This window comes from Nocardia aurantiaca (assembly GCF_009708175.1).
Taxonomy (GTDB): domain Bacteria; phylum Actinomycetota; class Actinomycetes; order Mycobacteriales; family Mycobacteriaceae; genus Nocardia; species Nocardia aurantiaca.
On the sequence record NZ_WMBB01000007.1, the window covers coordinates 404897 to 422114 of the forward strand.

Below are 17218 nucleotides of genomic sequence, written 5' to 3' on the forward strand. Positions count from 1 at the left end.
GGTGAATTGTTGTTTGCCACAGACGATTCCATTCCAAGCTCCGATCGGCCGATCGAGATCACCGGTGGGGTCGACGTGACCCCGGTCGGTCCGATAGCGTCGTTCCATGGCCGATATCGAAGCCCCGGACCGGATCGAATCCATCGGACCGGAGTTCTTCGCCGACCCGCACGCCCATTACCGCCGCTGGCGTGAGCAGGGGCCGGTGCGGCGAGTGCGCTTCCCCGACGGCGTCATCCGCTGGGTAATCCTCGATTACGCCGCGGGCCGGGCCGCCCTGTCCGATCCGCGCCTGCACAAGGACGCCGCGGTCAACGACGCCCTGCTCAGCAGCAAACGCGGTGTGCCGCAGTCGGATCCGAATGCGCTGGCCCTGCTCACCAATATGCTCAACACCGATCCGCCCGGCCACACCCGGCTGCGGAAGCTGGTGACCCGGGCCTTCACCCCGCGCCGGGTGGCCGCCCTGGGCCCGCGCATCGAGGAGATCACCGACGCTCTGCTGGATGCCATGGAAGGCCGCGGCGAGGTGGACCTGCTGCACGAATTCGCCGAACCGCTGCCGATCACGGTGATCTGCGAGCTGCTCGGCGTGCCGCTCGCCGACCGAGCGGAGTTCCAGGCATGGACCCGGGCGCTGGTCGCGGTGGCGGGCTTGGAGCAGGACCGTGCCCGCGCCTCGGAGGAAATGGCGGCCTACCTGACGCAGCTGGTGCGGGCGAAGCGTGAGCAGCCGTCGACCGACCTGCTCCGCGCGCTGGCGACCCCGGCCGACGATGGGGATATCCTCACCGATTCCGAGCTCGTGGGCATGGCCTTCCTGTTGCTGGTGGCGGGCCACGACACCACCGTCAACCTGATCGCCAACGGCACCCTCGCCCTGCTCCGCAACCCGGCCCAGTGGCAGGCCCTGCGCGCCGATCCGGACGCGATTCCCGCGGCCGTGGAGGAGTTCCTGCGCTTCGACGGCCCGGTGAACATGAGCACCATCCGACACACCGCCGAACCGGTCACCATCGCCGGCACGCCGATCCCCGCGGGTGAATTCGTCTTCGTCGCCCTGGCTGCCGCCAACCGCGACCCCGAACGCTATCCGGTCCCCGACGCCCTCGATCCGGCCCGCGACACCGGCGGCCATCTCGCCTTCGGCCACGGGATCCACTTCTGTGTCGGCGCCCCGCTGGCCCGTCTGGAGGCGCGAATCGCCTTCTCCGCCTTGCTGTCCCGGTTCCCGAACCTGCGCCTGTCACCCGCGGCGGAGACCCTCGCCTGGCATCCGAGCACCCTCATGCACGGCCTGCGGGAGCTCCCGGTGCTGCTGTGATCAGCGCGCCCGCAAGGTGACCGGCAGCGCGGACGGCGAGAGCACGAAATCCCGGTTGGAGGCGCGCACCCGGTGTCCCGGCACCGGCGTGATGCGCCACCGCGACAGCAGAGCCGCCGAGGCCAGGGCGATTTCGAGCATCGCGAAGTGGTCGCCGAGGCAGCGGCGGCGGCCGACGCCGAAGGAGATCATGGCCTTCTTGACCGTGTCGGCGGCATTCTCGGCGGACCAGCGATCCGGATCGAAGGACTCGGGATGTGTGAACCAGCGCGGATCGTGCTGAACCATATAGGGGCTGAACATGATTGCCGCCCCCGCCGGAATGACGACGTCACCGATGGGCAGGTCGGCGCCGGCATTGGCGGCGCTGATCCACGGTCCCCAGAATCGGATGGTCTCGGACACCACCTGTTTCAGGTACGGCATGGCGGCCAGGTGTTCGGGCCGCACATCACCGGTCCCCACGACCGCATCCAATTCCGCGTACAGCCGTTCCGCGATGGCCGGTCGCAGACTCACCTCGTGCCACAGCCACCCGGTCAGCGAGGCCATGGAGCCGACACCCCCGGCGAGCATGAGAATGGCCTCGTCGATGATGTGATCGTCGGACAGACGCGCCCCGGTCTCGCTGTCGGTGTGCCGAATGAGGGCGGAGACCACATCATTGAAATCCTCGTCACGCCTGCGGTATTCGCGCACCGCCGCCCCCACCGCGGCCCGCAGGTGCCGGGACTTGCTGCGCCACCGGTAGTTCGCGATCATCCGCAGCCCGCGCAGCCGCGGCGGCAACGCGGTGCGCACGATGACCTGACTGAGCAGCCACGGCACATTGTCGCGGATCTCGCGGCGCGCGCTGTCACCGAAATCGGCGGTGAACAGCGTCGCCGAGACGGTGTCGAGGACCAGCCCGTGCGCCTCGTCCATGAGATTCACCCGACGGTCGGCCGGCAGCGCGGCGGCCCAGGCATTGGCGATGTCGGCGGCGGCCTCGGCGTACTCGGCCAGCCTGCTCTGCCGCAACGCGGGCGAGATCATCCGGCGGCGCAACCGGTGCTCGGGCCCGCGCAGCACATTGACCGCCCCGCCCGCGATATCGGCGATGGCCTCGCGCAGGTCCTCCCGCTCGAATTCGGCATCGCCGAGATTGACCTCGCGCAGCAGGTCCGGGGTGGTGAGCACGTATCCGGTCTGGCGGCCGAAGTGCACGCGCACGATCGGCCCGAGGGCGGGCAGCGAGGTGACGAAGCCGGGCGCGTCGGCGAGCGCGCGCAGACTGTGCCCGAGCACCGGCACACGTCCCGGCGCGGTGGGGATGTCGGCCAGGGTGCGCGGCATGGCGAGCGGCGTCGCGGAGGCGACTGCGGCACCGGCGTCCCGGTAGACCTCCAATACCCTTGCGATCTGGCGCGATTGGCGCACCGTGTCGGCCCGACCGGCAAGTCGCGTACGCAGTTCGGCGAGCACCGAACGGTCCGCCGCCAGTTCGGCCAGGGTCTCGGCGAGCGCCTCGACGGACGGATCGGCCGACCGGACGCCCGCCGGCACCGATTCCGCCAGCGCGGGATCGCAGTACACCACCGGCAGTCCCACGGCGGTGGCCTCGAGCAGCGCCATTCCCTGGGTGTCGAATCCGTTGGACGGGAACAGCAGTGCGTCGGCGTCGGCCATGGCGTCGAGACATTCGGCCTGACTCACCCTGCCGTGCAGCCGGATTCGCTGCCCGAGCCGCCGCTCCACAATGCGCCCGACGGCCGCGCCGCGCAGGTCGCCGTCACCGTAGATATCGAGGACGCAGTGGTCGGTGCGCCGCACCGCCTCGATGGATTCCAGCAGCCGCTTCTCCCCCGACAGCCGCCCGCACCAGACCAGCCGCAGCGGCCCGTCCGCCGGGCGCGCCACGGCGGTGCGGCCGTCGAGCAGCGCGTCGTCGACACCGTTGGACACCACCGTGATCGGCCGGGTGAGCCCGTGCGCGAGCAGCAGATCGGCGAAGTGCCGGGTCGGTGCGATCACCCGATCGGCCGCCTGGGCCTGCCCGCTGATCGTCCACCAGGCGTGCCGGGCCGCACCCGATTCCCCGTCCCGGTGCGGCATATGGTGCGCGTGCGGCACATAGCGGCCGTGCAGCGCCCGCAGTGCCAGGGCGGTGGCGTAGGGCGCGGGCGAGGTGTGCTCGATGAAGGCGTCGTCGCGGCTCTGCGCGGTGTGGACCAGCGGAATGCGGTGCCGCCGGGCGGCTTTCATGCCCGCGATGGCGACACCGTAGGTGCTCTGGGTGTGCACGATGTCGATGGGCCCGCGCGCCGCGAATTCGGCGTCGATGAGCGCGGCATTGCGCCGGTTCGGCGCGACGACCTCGAACCCGTTCACCGCCGGAATCGAAAGAGGATGCAGGGCAACGATATCCGGATCCGGTTCGGTCGCCGGATCGGGCGCCACGAACAACGTGACCCGGTGCCCGGCCCGTTCGAGGCCTCGGCGCAGTCCGGCGACGGCCGTCTGCACCCCGCCGAGCGAGGCCGGGTGGTAGTCCACGAACATGGCGATGTGCATCAGCGGAACCCTACGCAGCGCCGCCCCACTCTGAAATGCCCACATTTCCTGCGTCTGGACGCCGGTCGCACGGCACCCCAGTGTCGACTGGTCCCGTCCCGTGCCGAGAGAGGCCGCATGCGCATAGCGATACCGCTGACCGGAACCCGGGGCGATGTGCACCCCATCGTGGGCCTGGCCGTCGAATTGCGGCGCCGCGGCCACGATGTGCTGATCGGCGCGCCGCCGAATCTGGTCGATTTCGTCACCGCCGCGGGGCTTCCCGCGCGGGCATGCGGCCCGGATGTGCAGCGGCTCTACAGTTCCGACGAGGGTCAGCGCGCGCTGGCGGCGGGCAACACACTGCGGTTGATGCAGCTGGTGGGCAAACAGATGGCCAAGTACGCCGAGCGAATGAACCGCGAGGTCATCGAGGTGTGCGCCAAGGCCGAACTGATCGTGGCCAGCACCGTCACCGAGGATCGGGCCTCGTCGATCGCCGAGGCCATGGACGTGCCGCTGGTCAGCCTGCACTACTATCCGGCGCGCATGAACAGCGCCTATCCCTTTCCCGGATTGCTTCCGGCGCAGTGGAATCCGCCCGCCACCGTGAATCGGGCGACCTGGCTGCTGGCCGAGAATCTGCGCCGCGTGGTGTTCCTGCGCTACCTCAACGAGCTGCGCGGCATGCTCGGGCTGCCGAAGTCGTACACCAGTCCCGCCGCCGCGCTGGCGCGTGCGGGCGTGCCCGAGATCCAGATCTATGATCCCGCCCTGGTTCCGGGCCTGCCCGAGCAGTGGGACGCCCGTCGCCCCTTCACCGGCTTCCTGACCCTCGATCACGCCACCCGGGCGGCGGTGGGCGAGCTGTCCGGCAGTCACCACGACATCCTGGCGTGGGTCGAATCGGGTGAGCCGCCGGTGTTCTTCGGCTTCGGCAGCATGCCGATTCGCGATGCCGCCACCGTCTTCGCCATGGTGAAGCAGGTATCCACGCGGCTCGGGTTGCGCGCGCTGGTGCACGCGGGCTGGAGTGACCTGGACATCGCGAACACCGCGACCGACGACCGCATCAAACTGGTCGGCGATTTCGCCTACGACCTGATCTTCCCGCACTGCGCGGCGGCGGTGCACCACGGCGGCATCGGCACCCTGTTCGAGAGCCTGCGGGCCGGCCTGCCCACGGTGGTGTGCTCGGTGTCGTTCGAGCAGCCCATGTGGGGCGGGCAGGTGGAGAAACTCGGTGTGGGCGCGCACCTGCCGTTCACCGGCATGACCGCCGACCGGCTGGAGCGCGCGCTGACGCCCCTGCTCAACGAGGTCACGCGGCGACGGGTCAAGGCTTTCGCGGCCACCTTGCGGACCACCGGCGTGGCCGAGCACACCGCGGATCTCATCGAGGCCGCCGCCCGGTGACCGCTCCCGCGTTCTCGGCGGCACGCCACTTCGTCCCCGACACCCTGGTCATGTTCCGCCGCTGCGCCCGCCGCACGCTGCGCAGCACGGATACGCTGATCATCTCGCTGACCATGCCGATCCTGATGATGCTGTTGTTCACCTATGTGTTCGGCGGCGCGATCCAGGTCGGCGGTTCGTACCTGAATTATGTGGTGCCGGGAATCATGTTGTTGTGCACGGGTTTCGGCGCGTCCATCACCGCCACCAGCGTCTGCACCGATATGACGCGGGGCAGTATGGACCGTTTCCGGACGCTGCCCATGTTCCGCCAGGCGCTCTCGGCCGGGCATCTGACGGAGGGCGTCATCCGCACCATGACGGCGATCGCCATCGCGGTGAGTGTGGCGGTGGCACTGGGCTACCGGCCGGGTTCGGGACCGCTGGGCTGGCTGGGGGCGGCCGCACTGATCGCGTTGTTCGTCGTGGCGATCACCGCCATCGCCGTGGCTCTCGGTATGGCGGCGAGCAATCCGGAGGCGGCGGGCGGGCTCACCTACGCCATCACCTTCATTCCCTATGTGAGCAGCGCGTTCGTGCCGACCCACACGATGCCGAGCTGGCTGCGCGGTATCGTCGACCGGCAGCCCGCGACACCGGTGGTCGACACCGTGCGCGCGCTGCTCGATGGCACTGCCGCCGATCGAGCGCTCGCGGCGGTGCTGTGGTGCGCGGCGATCGCGGCGGTCGGATTCCTCTGCGCCGCCGTGTCTTTCCGGCGGCTGTCCCACCGCTGAGCCGGTCAGCGGCGGGTGGCCGCCACCGCTTGTGCGATGAGGGTCAGGTACAGCGTGAGGATGAACAGGACCGCGGGAACCACCGGGTATTCCTCGTCGCGCGAGCGTACGAATCGCCATGCACCGATCGCCGGAATCACGGTGAGCGCCAGCGGCATCCAGCCGATGACGGCGGCCGCGCCGGACCACTCCCAAGGCTTCGCGGCGGCGATCTCACACACCGCGGCCGCGAGCGCGCACAGCACCGACGCCGCGGCACTCCCGATCGCGCCGAGGGCGTTCGAGTAGTACATCTCCCCGGGCCGCGCGATCCGCGAGGTCTTGCGCGCGAACTCGAATTGCAGGAAGGCTCCGGCGAACACGACCGCCACCGCCGCGACCCGCCCGTGGTCCGCCGCCTCGCCGGTGTCGATGGCAGACAGCACCGCGTACGCGGTCACCAGCAACTGCACCGGGTAGGTGACCACCAGGTTGAGCATGATGTTGGTGCGGACGGTCTCCGAAAGCCGTTCCAGCCCCCAGAGAATCAGGCCGTAGGCCAGCACCGCCGTGATCGCCACCGCCGATCGCACCGACAAGGCCAGACTGCCCCCGATCGACACCACCGCGATCACCGCCATGGCGCTGCGCAATTCGAGCGCGCTCACCGCTCCGGTCACCAGCGGCCGGTCCGGATTGTGCACGCGGTCGTATTCGAGGTCTTTCTGTTCGTCGACCATGCGCAGGTAGAGCAGGACGATCGCGACGACGCCGACGCGTGCGGCGGTCGCGCCGCCGGGATGCCAGGCCACATCTGGCTTGGTCAGCAGTGCCGCCGTACCCTCCAGCGCCAGCACCCAGAGAATCCCGTACAGCAGGTAGTGCGGCTTGTACATCACCTTGGTGAACCGCGCGATCCGGCCCACCGAGGTGAGAATGCCCGTCCGAGCCGGGATTTCCGCGAGATCGGTCACGATGCCGCCCCGCCGTCCCCCGGTGTCTGCCAGCCGTCCCACCCGGTGATTTCCGCCGCGGGCACGCGGCGAACCGGTTTGTGGCCGCCGGGCAGCAGATGGGCGACCGGCAGCATCGCCACCTGGGTGGCTTCCTCGAAGGGGATGCCGAGCAACTCGGCGACCTCGCGCTCGTAGGTCAGATGCGCTGTGGTCAGCGTCGAGCCGAGACCACGTGCGCTCAAGGCCAATTGCAGATTCCACACCGCCGGATAGACCGACCCGTAGAAGCCGGCCAACCGCAGCGCCGACGGCTCGGCGGGCGGGCGGCCCAGCGAGCAGACCAGGATCAGCACGGGCACCTCGCCGAGATGATCGGCCAGGTACTGTCCCGAGGCGAGATCGGCCAGCTGATCCGGTCGCGGGGTGCGGCCGGACAGGTTGGCGGCGAACCCTTTCCGGTAGTACTCGCCGATCCGCTGTTTGAGCTCGGCGTCGCGCACCACCACGAACCGCCACGGCTGCCGGTTCGAGCCGCTCGGCGCGTGCACCGCGATCTCCAGGCATTCCCGGATGTCGCGGTCGTCGACGGGCCGGTGCAGGTCGAGGCGTTTGCGGACCGCGCGGGTGCCCGTCAATAGATCGGTGTTCATCCGAGCGCATCCTCCGACAGTGCGGCGTCCCCGGCGAATTCGAGGTCGATACGCGCGGCGACGGCGCCGGCCTGCCGGATCTCGCAGTGCACCACCGTGGCGTCGACCCCGGAATCGGTGCGCTCGGCCACGCACACGGCGGGCAGGTCCAGTTCGACGAACTGCTCGAAGGCGCTGGTCACACTGAGCAATCGACGTTGTGGCGCGCCCATGGTGGTGAGCGCGGTCTGGCGGCACGCCTCGATGAGCAGATTGCCGGGCACATGGTCGAGCTGGTGGTCGAACAGGATCGGGTGCGTGGTGTCGGCCACCAGCGCGGCGCGGGACCGGGTCGGGCCGGTCTCCGGCGGGCCGATCACCACATTGCGGGGGTTCTCCCGGCCGACCAGGGCCGCGGCGGCCCGGACGCCCGGCGAGGCGGGAATCTCGAAGGGACCGAGCCCCAACCGCTGCCGGTATCCCACGCGGATGGCGGCCCACTGCCGGGGATTCACCCAGGAGAACGAACCGTCCACGGTACCCATCGGAATTCCCCGGCAGCTGATATCGAGGACCAGGTCCAGACCCTCCAGCCGCTCACCCCGATGGTGTTCGCGCAGTGCCCGCACCCGTAGCTCCAGATCGGCGGGTGCGGAGCCGATCTCCCAGATCGCGCCGTCGATGCCGGTGCCGTTGAAGGTGCGCACCAGGAAGGCCCGGTCGGTGGGCACGTCGAAGAACTCATGGGTGACCGCGATGGAAGCCTGCCGGGCGGCCTCCATGACCGCGATCAGATCATGGTGCCGACCCAGCGCGCCCGCGTGATCGCCGTAATGACCGTGCATGCGCGGCAATTGGGCCCCGACCACGAAGGTGTCGGGCGTCGCGGCGTCGAGGGAGGTCACGAAGACCTCCGCGACCGCGTGCCGGTGGGCGAGCGCGCGCGGAATGGTGCGCAGGTGGGTAGCGCGCGCCCCCGGCCGCCCGGTGGCCACCGGTGTGACGGCGTGCGCGGTCCTGGGTGGCTGTGTGGTAGTCACGGTCTGGCCTCCAGCCAATCGGTCGCGCTCACGGGGCGCAGGGTCTGTGACCCGGTCCCGGTGCGCATGGGTAGAAGGTGCGAACCCAGCACGATCAGCGACCAGGGGTCGAGTTCGCGGCCGGTGGCCCAGGCCACGTCCAGAAGCGCGGCCTGGGCCGCGTCGGAACCGGGTTCGGCGGTCGACATGCGTCGATCCAGGGATTTCATTGCCTCGGAATCGAGTTCGGCGCACAGCCGGGCGACGGCGTCGTCGCGCTCGAAGCTGCGGGCGGGCGCGTCGTCGTAGAGGTCGCGGGCCAGCGCAGCGGCCGTGTCGGTGCGGTCACGCACTTCGAGGGCGCGGGCGAGCACCTGCGCACGCGTGGCCTCGTCGAAGTAGATGGCGAGTTCGCGCAGCACGTCCGCCGGGTCGTCGGGCGAGTGGACGAGGTTGAGCAGGTAGTTGTGCCGGCCCAGCAGGTAGCGCAGTTCACCGGGCTGCCGCTTGCGCGGGTCGGTGGCGCCTTTCGCGGCGGTCAGGCGCACCGGCGTCGGCAGGTCGTCGACCGGGCCGCGGACCACCAGCACCAGCACGTCGGAGATCCCCACCAGCAGATCGGCCAGCCGCCGTCGTTCCGGTGAGGCGATGTTCCAGGCGAAGTACCACAGGGCCCGGGCGACATGCCGGTCCACGACCACGCGGCGGGCGTCCACGACCTGGAAGTCGTTGTCCGCCAGCCACATCAGCGTCGGCTCGACGGCGCGCGCCACGATGGCATCGGGTTTCAGCAGCAGCAGCGAGTGCTCCCGGGCGAAGGCTCCGGGGTCGATGCCGAGCCGCTCCGCCTGTTCGACGGTCTCGAGCACGTAGGTGTCGGTGAGATATGCGTCGACCTTCGCTTTGTCGGGGGTCGACGCGTCGAGCAGGGTACGCAGGGTGCCGTCGGTCATGGCCGGGTTCCTCCCGTGGCGGGTGCGCCGATTCCGGTGCGCGCCAGTGTTTCCGCGATGGAGGGCAGCGGCGCGCCCAGATAGCCGGATTCCAGGCAGTGGTCCAGCAGCAGCCGCAGGTACTCCTTGCCGGTGCGCGGCGGGAGCCGGTCCAGCAGGCGGTCCGCGTTCCCGGTGTCGAAGTTCAGGCGGCGCTGGAAGTAGCTGGTGTAGAGCGCGCCGATGCGCAGGTAGTACTCGCGCTCGATCGGGTCGAGATCCTCGGGGCGGAAGGAGGATTCCGGGACGAAGGTCGCGACCTCGAAGGACGGGTACTCGGCGAGCACGTCGGAGACCTCGCGCAGGGACAGGGTGTCGCGGCCCACCGCGTGCAGGGTGGATGCTTCGACGCTGCCGAAATCGGCGACCGCGGCGGCGATCACGTCGGCGACATGATCGACCGGGGCCAGTGCCAAGGTGGCGTCATAGCGGCCGGGCAGGGTGCGCAGCTTGCCCTCGACCATGAGCTTCACGATCGTGTAGAGGTTCTTGTACTCGCGGATCACGCCGTCGGCCAGGGCGCCGGTGACGATGCCGGGCCGCACCACCGCCCAGCGCAGGCCGCGCTCCCCGGCCGCGCGGATCACCTGTTCGGCCCGCAATTTGCTCTGCTCGTACCCGTTTCCGAAGGATTGGCCCGCATCCAGCTCGTCCTCCCGGATGACGCCGTGCCGTAGCCCGCACACGTACGCGGTGCTCACGTGCAGCAGCGGCACGCCCCAGGCGAGGGCCAGCGTGACGGCGTGCTCCGCGCCGCGCACGTTCAGCGCCTCGTACGTCTCGGCGGTGGCGTCGAAGGCGGTGGTGGCCGCGCAGTGCACGATCATGCCCACCCGGTCGGCGAGTCCGGCCGGCGCCGCGAGCTCCAGGCCGAAGCCCGGGCTCCGGATGTCGCCGAAGATGCGCAGGTCGGGCTCGTAGCCGGTGCCGTCATTGCGGCGGATCTCCGCATTGGTGTGCAGCACGGCGGCCACCGTCCGGCCGGACGCGCTCAGGCGCGCCGCGACTTCCGCGCCGACCAGGCCGCTCGCCCCGGTCAGCAGTACAGTGTCCCGCTCGCTCATGCGCTCACCTCCAGCGTGCGGGTGACCAGCTCGATGACCTGGCCTACCCGCAGCACCCCCATCAGCTGTTCGGGCCGGTAGCGCGGCAGCTCGAAGCTGCGCTCGAGCACGACGGTCAATTCCATGAGCCGCAGCGAGTCGAAGCCGAGGTCCTCGATCAAGCGCAGGTCGTCGCCGAGGTCGGCGGCGGGACGCGGGGCCATGGTGGCGATGATGTCCCGGACCCGCTGGGCGACACTGGATTCGGTGGTCATGACTGCTCGCTCTCTCGCAGATGGGGTTGCTGGCCGCCGCTGGCCAGCAGGTCGCGGGCTTCGTCCAGGGGCAGGTCGGCATCGAGATAACCCGCCAGCCGCAGCCAGTCGTAGCCGAGGGTGAGGGTGCGCTGCCATTGCTCGCGGGAGTCGAACGAGGCCGGAAACTCCTGGGCCACCCCGGCATCCGCGGCCAGACGGCGCACCCGGGCCACGACACCGTCGACAATGGCGAGATCGCCGAGCGCGTCGCCACCGTCGCGTAGCGTTCGCGAAAATCGCACACGCTCAGCCGATTTCAGCGCCTTGATCAGCTCGTCCCGCTCGGGCGCGGGTGCCGGCAGCAGTCGGGCGACGGTACCGGCAGGATCCACGTCGGCGGGCAGCGGATGAATGCCGAACGCGCTCAACAGCACTCGCACACTCATAGCGATAAGGCGGTGCGCGGCGATATCGGCGACATCCCCCTGCGCGTCCTTGACGGCCCCCACCAGATCCTCGCGGGCATTCTCCAACACCACGTTGGACCACACCAGGTTCAACCCCGCGCCGATGAACCGCCGCGCGGGCAACGGCGACAGCGTGGCGATACCCTCGCCCCGCGCGGCCCCCGTCAGTCCCATTGCGGGCGTGGTCACCACCGCCACCGGCGTATACGGCTCCACCGGCCCGCACATGGCCAGCGCCGGTGCGAGCACTTCCCCACCGCGCCACTGCAATCCGACGAAGCCCAGCCGCACGAACTCGGCCAGCTCCGCGCCGATGGGCTGCGGTGACCGCGCCATGATGTCCCGGATCGACTGCCGGAACACCACCGACCGCCACGCCCGAGCACCGGCCTCGGACAGCACGAAAACCTCACTGTCGGAACGCAACACATGCAGCCGCCCGGCCAACGGCCAGGTGGTGACGGCCGGCCGGCGGGTGAGGATCAGCGCGTGCGGATCATCGGCGATGCCCTCCACCCCGAGCTCCGCGGCCAGCGCCAGCATCGCGGCCCACCGCGCCGCGCCGCTGTCCTGTGGACGCGGGTCCGGCGCCACGGCGGCCGTCGTGGCGCCGCCGTCGGACTCCCGGTCGAGTGCGCGGTAGCGATCGATCAGCGCGTGCGGGGCGGATCGGGCGAGCTGCTGTGGCAGCCATTTGGTTTCGAGGTAGGTCTCGCCGCGGCGGGCCAGCCACGCCTTCATGGCTTGCCGGAGGCCGTCCTCCGCCCATGCGCCGGCTTCGGTGTGAACTCCGAAGGCGCGCAGAGCGACCGCGTAGCGCAGTGCGTGGCGGGCGCGGGCGGTCCACCACTTCGAGACGAGGCCGGTGAAGGCGTCGTGGGGCAGGATTGCGCGCAGTTCGTCGAGGTCCACCGCGCCGGGGCGGACGACCGTACCGCGCAGGAAGCGCTGACAGCGGTTCAGGACATCCTCGTCGGGGTCGGTCGCCGCTCGTTCGAGCTGGCGGCGGAGCTGGGCGACCGAGCGGGTGCGGACCTCCACGCGGCGACCGTCGAGGAACAGGACCGTCGGGAGGGTGGGCAATTCGTCCGAGCCGGGAGCCACGACCAGGAAGTCGATGTCGGAGCCCGCATTGCCGAAACCTTCCGCGAGGGAGCCCTCGAAAAGGATCGCCGCGTCCTCGGGGACCGAGACCGAGCACAGGGCTGCGTCCAGGAGCTGTCGCAGCCTCGTCATGGGCGTACCCGGTTGCGGGGCTGCCCTTTCCGGCTGTGGACGCTCTGGCCCGGGCTGGTTCGGCGTGGGCTCCTCTTGCTGACGGGGGGCGGGCGCACCGGGCGCGGCCTCGGCCTCGTGCAGCACGGCACCCACGAGGGATCCGTCGCGCAGCAACTGCCACATGTGGCGGCGGCGGGGTTTGCCGCTGGAGGTGCGGCGGATCAGACCGCGCGGCCCGGTGACGATATGGACCGTCTGGGCGGGGCCGAGGTGGCCGCGAATGATGGCCCGGGCCTCGGCGATCCAGTCACCGGGTGGGGTTTCGGCGAAGAGGGCGACGCCCTGGAGTCCCGCCTCGACGATGCCGACGGCGGCGAGCTTGCCCTTGGTGAGCCCGGTTTCCTGGGCGACCCGGGATTCGATGTCCTCCATGAAGACCGACCGGCCGCGCACCTTGAGGCTAGTACCCATGCGGCCGAGAACGAATACCTCTCCCCGGTAGAGGAATCCGGCGTCACCGGAGTACAGGCGGCCGTTCTCGATGCGGGTGGACGAGGCGGCGGTCGGCACGCCGGAGTAGCCCAGGGCCACCGAGTCCCCGGTCACGACCATCTCGCCCAGGACGCCGTCGGGCAGTTCCCGGCCGTCGTCGTCGACCACGGTCACCGTGGATTCGGGGGTGGAGAAGCCGAGCCCGGTGATCCAGCCCGAACCCGCCACCCGGTGGGTGTCGTCGACCCTGGCCTCCTCGAGCACCGGAACCCGTTCTCCGAAGCGCAGATTCGGATTGTCCAGCCGCAGCGCCGTGATGGGCCGCCGGGTGGGTGAGGAGGTCACCATCAGCGTCGCCTCGGCCAAGCCGTAGGCCAGGGTGAACGCGCCCATCGAGAAGCCTCGCGGCCCGGTCAGATTCGCGAAGGACTGGAGGTCGGCTACCTCGACCGGCTCGGAGCCGATGGCCAGGGTCCGCCACCCCGACAGGTCCAGGTCGGCGATGTCCTCGGGCCGGACCCGGTGCGCCACGTAGCCGAGCGCGAAGGACGGCGAGGGCGCGTGCTGGGCGTGGGTCATGGCCCGTAGCCAGCGGATCGGATCGCGCACGAACTGGTCCGGGCGCATGAGGTACAGGTCCGCCTGGTTCGTGACACCCTGCAGGAACGCGCCCACCAGCCCCATATCGTGGTACAGCGGCAGCCAGGACACCATGGACTCGCCCGGCCGCCAGTCGATCAGGCGGGTGATCATGGCGATGTTGTTGGCCAGGTTGTGCCAGCTCACCCGCACTCCGCGCGGTGCGCCCGAGGAACCCGACGTGAACTGGAGCAGCGCCACTTCAGACGCCTCGGCGAGCTCCCGCGTCACGGGGGCGGCGGGCAGCGCGGCGGCGTCGACGACCACCGGTTCGTCGGTGCGACCGGCCGCGACGCAGGCGTTGCGCACGAAGGTCTCGAATTCCGGGGAGGTGACCACCAGCCGGGGCGCCGCCTGCTCCACGATGCCCGCGATATGCGCCACGATCTGGTCCAGGTCACCGAACATGGGCGGCGCGACCGGCGTGAACACCCCGCCGCACGCCCACACCGCGTAAAAGGCCGCCACACACGGGAATCCGGTCGGCATGATGACGCACGCGCCCTCGCCGCCGCCGAGCCCGTTGGCGCGCAGCAGTTCCGCGATCGACCACACCTGGTCGGCCAGGTCCCGGTAACTGCGATACTCCCAGCCGTCGGCTTCGTCGGCGAGATGCAGCCCCGTGTCGGCAGAGGGCTCGAGCAGCCAGGCGCGCACGGCCGCTTCGTCGTTCACGTGGTCGATCACTGTTCTCCTTCGGGAAGCACGGTGACGGTGCCGGCGGCCCCATCGACTCGGATGCGCATGCCGCTGCGCAGCTGGCGGGTGACCCCGGGCAGCTGGACCACGGTGGGCACGCCCAGTTCGCGCGCCACGATGGCCACGTGGGTGAGCGGGCTGCCACGCTCGATGACCAGCGCCGACGCCGAGGGCAGCGCGGCCACCCAGCCGGGGTCGGTGCGGTAGGCGATGAGGATGCCGCCCGCCACGTCGCGGGGCTCGTCCACGATTACCGCGGCGCCCTCGGCAATGCCCGCCGCCGAAGGGGTTCCGGTCAGCACCGTGCCGGGGGTGGCGGCGGCCGTCGCGGTGACGGGCACCCAGCCCTGTTCGGCCAGTTCGGCATTGCCCATCCGGGGTCCGACGGTGCGGAAGCGCGCCGGAGCGACGAGTGAGGAGTCCTTGGCGCGCAGTGACTTTCGCAGCGACACCACCTCGCGCAGCAGCTGTGTGTCCGCGCCCTCGTAGCAGCCGCGCAATTCCTCGACGGTCAGCTGGAACACATCGTCGAATTCGTCGATGACGCCCCGCGCCGCCAGATCCCGGCCCATCACCCGGATCATGCGCTTGACCATGCCGAAGGCCCGGGTGCGGCAGAAGCGCAGCCGCTCCCGGTGGGCGGCGCACCGGGACACCTTGGCGCGCAGGCGTTCATAGAGACGTCGCCGCACGCCATGGCCGAGGTGCTCGTCCAGGTAGGCGTCGGCTTGCTCGCCGCGGCCGGCGGCCACGGTGTCGCCGACGCGGCCGACGGCGCTGCGCAACATGACGAACAGGTTCGCCGGGTTCTCCCGCAGGTCGGGCGTTTCCAGCTTGAGCTCGTCGAGGCTGCGGTAGCCGTAACGGTCCAGGTAGTCGTCGAGCGCGGCCAGGAACTCGGTCCGGCCGGCGATCCGCAGCGTCTCGTGAATCTCCTCCGGCGCGGTCGTATTGACGAGTTCGTTCAGCTCGGAATCGGCCCGCACCACCCGCGCGAGCTCGGTCATGGCGCGCGCCGGTTCGGCCGATTCGACATCCGCGCCCGGTCCGACCACCGCGTAGAGGAACCACTCCGGCGCCTTGGGCAGCACCAGCTTGGTGAGCACGAACATCAGGCCGGTCAAGGTCAGCAGGATGGCGTCGAGCACCATGAGCGGGCCCCACCACTCCACCAGGTCGCGTTCCACCGTGCGATAGGAGCGATATGCCTGCTCGCCGGTGAGCTCGGTGTAGTCCACCGCGTCGTATTCGTCGTAGACGCGATAGAAGTCGGCCATGAACCGTTCGACCATGTCGTCGATGCCGAACAGCCTTCGCGCGTAGATCACCGTGGTGCGCGCCCGCGACCACAGCCGGGCGGCCGGACTGTCGAATTCGAAGGGGCGCAGGGTCTTGGCGATGTCCGTCGCCAACGGTTCCGCTACTCCGAGCGCGGCCTCGAGCACCCGCCGGTTGAGCGGGTAGCCGGGCGCGATGCCGACCATGCGATACCAGTGCAGCAGGTTGTAGTAGACGCGGCCGTGAAAACTGCCCAGCAGCACCGGAGTCCACGCGTCGGTCTGCCGCAGCTGCTGCGCCGGCACGCCCAGTGATGCCGCGTAACCGCGGTACACCCGACCGTAGATATCGGCGGCGGTGGTGTAGGTCAGCGGAGAGGTGATCCCGCTGAAGCTCTCGATGATGTTGGAGTTGTCCCAGATGCGCAGGTCCGCGGGACCCACCCGCTCGCCCGCGCCCCGCAGCTCGACCTGGCGCGCGGAGAGCGCCGATGCCGTCGCGGTCACCGGCCGGGTCTGCAACAGCCACACACCGGTGTCGTCTATGGCCCATTCGATGTCCTGCGGTGCGCCACAGGATATTTCGATCTTCCTGGCGGTCTCCGCGAGCTCCGCGATCTCGGCATCGCTCAGTACCCGCGCACCCCGGCGATCCGCCTCGACCGCGACGGTCACGCAGCCCTGGCCCTCGACCGGCTCGAATCGAATATCCTTGTCACCCAGCGTGATATCCAGCAGCACACCGGTGTCCTTGTCCAGGATCATCGAGTCGGCGTCGACCGTGCCGGACACCAGCCCCTCCCCCAGCCCGTAGACGGCGCTGATCACCAGCTCGTCGTCCGCGCCGGTCATCGGATTCCGCGTGAAGATCACTCCACTGGATCGCGGGACGATCAGTTTCTGCAACACCACCGCCGGTGTGAACGCGCGAGACAGCCCGTGCGCGAACGCATATCGCACCGCTCGCTCCGAGAACGCCGATACCCAGCAGTCCCGGACCCGCGCGCCGATCGCCTCGATGCCGCGCACGTTAAGGTGGCTGTCGAACTGCCCGGCGAAGGAATGCTCCGCGCCGTCCTCGGCCGACATGGACGACCGCACCGCGATCGGTCCCGGCCCCAAGCGCTCCCATGCCCGCGCGATCACCTCGACCGCCGCCGCGGGCACTTCCGCCGCCGCCAGCGCCGCACGCAATTCGGCGGCCCGCGCGACCGCGGCCTCCACTTCTCCGAGCTCGGCGAACTCCCCGACCGCCGCCATGAGGCCCGCCGCCTTCGCGAACCCGTCGAATACCTCCGTTCCGAGTGCCACCCACTCCGGCACCCGCACCCCCACATCCCCCAGCGCGGACAGCCCCCGCGCCTTCCCACCCCCATACGCGGCGATTTCCACCGAATCCGACCAAGGGCCGAGCAACCGCACAACCTCTCCCATCCCCCTGAGGCCAGTCACACCACAGCGGACGCCGAAGCAAGATCAGGGGTTCTACTCTGAGTAGTCCGC

Annotated in this window: 12 protein-coding genes; 3 read left to right on the forward strand and 9 right to left on the reverse strand. The window is 70.1% G+C overall.

Translation table 11 applies throughout. The annotated features are described in order from the left end of the window. Nucleotides 1–106: 106 nt before the first annotated feature. Nucleotides 107–1324, forward strand: a complete 1218-nt coding sequence (locus tag GLP40_RS17505) for a cytochrome P450 family protein (protein ID WP_154788956.1) — start codon at nucleotides 107–109, stop codon at nucleotides 1322–1324. Here the strand turns inward: GLP40_RS17505 and GLP40_RS17510 are convergent, their stop codons facing one another. Beyond that, entirely contained in the window at nucleotides 1325–3877 is a 2553-nt protein-coding gene (locus GLP40_RS17510; RefSeq protein ID WP_154788957.1) for a cytochrome P450, read from the reverse strand. It abuts the gene before it with no gap. A 117-nt stretch (nucleotides 3878–3994) separates the two neighbouring features. On the opposite strand from GLP40_RS17510, the gene GLP40_RS17515 reads away from it, so the two are divergent. Then, complete coding sequence (locus tag GLP40_RS17515) at nucleotides 3995–5272, forward strand: glycosyltransferase (protein WP_154788958.1); 1278 nt, start codon at nucleotides 3995–3997, stop codon at nucleotides 5270–5272. After that, nucleotides 5269–6048 carry an ABC transporter permease gene (locus GLP40_RS17520; RefSeq protein ID WP_328290287.1) on the forward strand — a complete coding sequence of 260 codons (780 nt, stop codon included), beginning with the start codon at nucleotides 5269–5271 and terminating at the stop codon, nucleotides 6046–6048. The genes GLP40_RS17515 and GLP40_RS17520 overlap by 4 nt, the downstream gene beginning before the upstream one ends. A gap of 5 nt (nucleotides 6049–6053) precedes the next feature. Here GLP40_RS17520 and GLP40_RS17525 read toward each other — a convergent pair whose 3' ends face one another. From GLP40_RS17525 to GLP40_RS17560, 8 genes are read right to left on the reverse strand one after another with little or no spacing between them, the layout of a single operon-like run. After that, the gene (locus GLP40_RS17525; protein ID WP_328290288.1) at nucleotides 6054–7001 is read right to left on the reverse strand and encodes a UbiA prenyltransferase family protein; all 948 of its coding nucleotides are present in this window, start codon (nucleotides 6999–7001) and stop codon (nucleotides 6054–6056) included. Then, on the reverse strand, nucleotides 6998–7633 hold the full coding sequence (locus GLP40_RS17530; RefSeq protein ID WP_154788959.1) for a nitroreductase family protein: 636 nt from the start codon (nucleotides 7631–7633) through the stop codon (nucleotides 6998–7000). Before GLP40_RS17530 ends, GLP40_RS17525 begins: the two co-directional genes overlap by 4 nt. Continuing rightward, nucleotides 7630–8652, reverse strand: coding sequence for a ScbA/BarX family gamma-butyrolactone biosynthesis protein (locus tag GLP40_RS17535; RefSeq protein WP_328290289.1), 1023 nt, complete (start codon nucleotides 8650–8652; stop codon nucleotides 7630–7632). Before GLP40_RS17535 ends, GLP40_RS17530 begins: the two co-directional genes overlap by 4 nt. Further along, nucleotides 8649–9584 (reverse strand): nucleoside-diphosphate kinase, encoded by a 936-nt coding sequence (locus GLP40_RS17540; RefSeq protein WP_154788961.1) that lies wholly within the window; start codon nucleotides 9582–9584, stop codon nucleotides 8649–8651. The genes GLP40_RS17535 and GLP40_RS17540 overlap by 4 nt, the downstream gene beginning before the upstream one ends. Continuing rightward, nucleotides 9581–10687, reverse strand: a complete 1107-nt coding sequence (locus tag GLP40_RS17545; RefSeq protein ID WP_154788962.1) for an SDR family oxidoreductase — start codon at nucleotides 10685–10687, stop codon at nucleotides 9581–9583. Before GLP40_RS17545 ends, GLP40_RS17540 begins: the two co-directional genes overlap by 4 nt. Further along, entirely contained in the window at nucleotides 10684–10941 is a 258-nt protein-coding gene (locus GLP40_RS17550) for an acyl carrier protein (RefSeq protein ID WP_154788963.1), read from the reverse strand. Before GLP40_RS17550 ends, GLP40_RS17545 begins: the two co-directional genes overlap by 4 nt. Further along, entirely contained in the window at nucleotides 10938–14426 is a 3489-nt protein-coding gene (locus tag GLP40_RS17555; RefSeq protein ID WP_328290290.1) for an AMP-binding protein, read from the reverse strand. The genes GLP40_RS17550 and GLP40_RS17555 overlap by 4 nt, the downstream gene beginning before the upstream one ends. Then, nucleotides 14423–17149 (reverse strand): phosphoenolpyruvate synthase, encoded by a 2727-nt coding sequence (locus tag GLP40_RS17560; protein ID WP_154788964.1) that lies wholly within the window; start codon nucleotides 17147–17149, stop codon nucleotides 14423–14425. The genes GLP40_RS17555 and GLP40_RS17560 overlap by 4 nt, the downstream gene beginning before the upstream one ends. Between the last annotated feature and the right edge of the window lie 69 nt (nucleotides 17150–17218).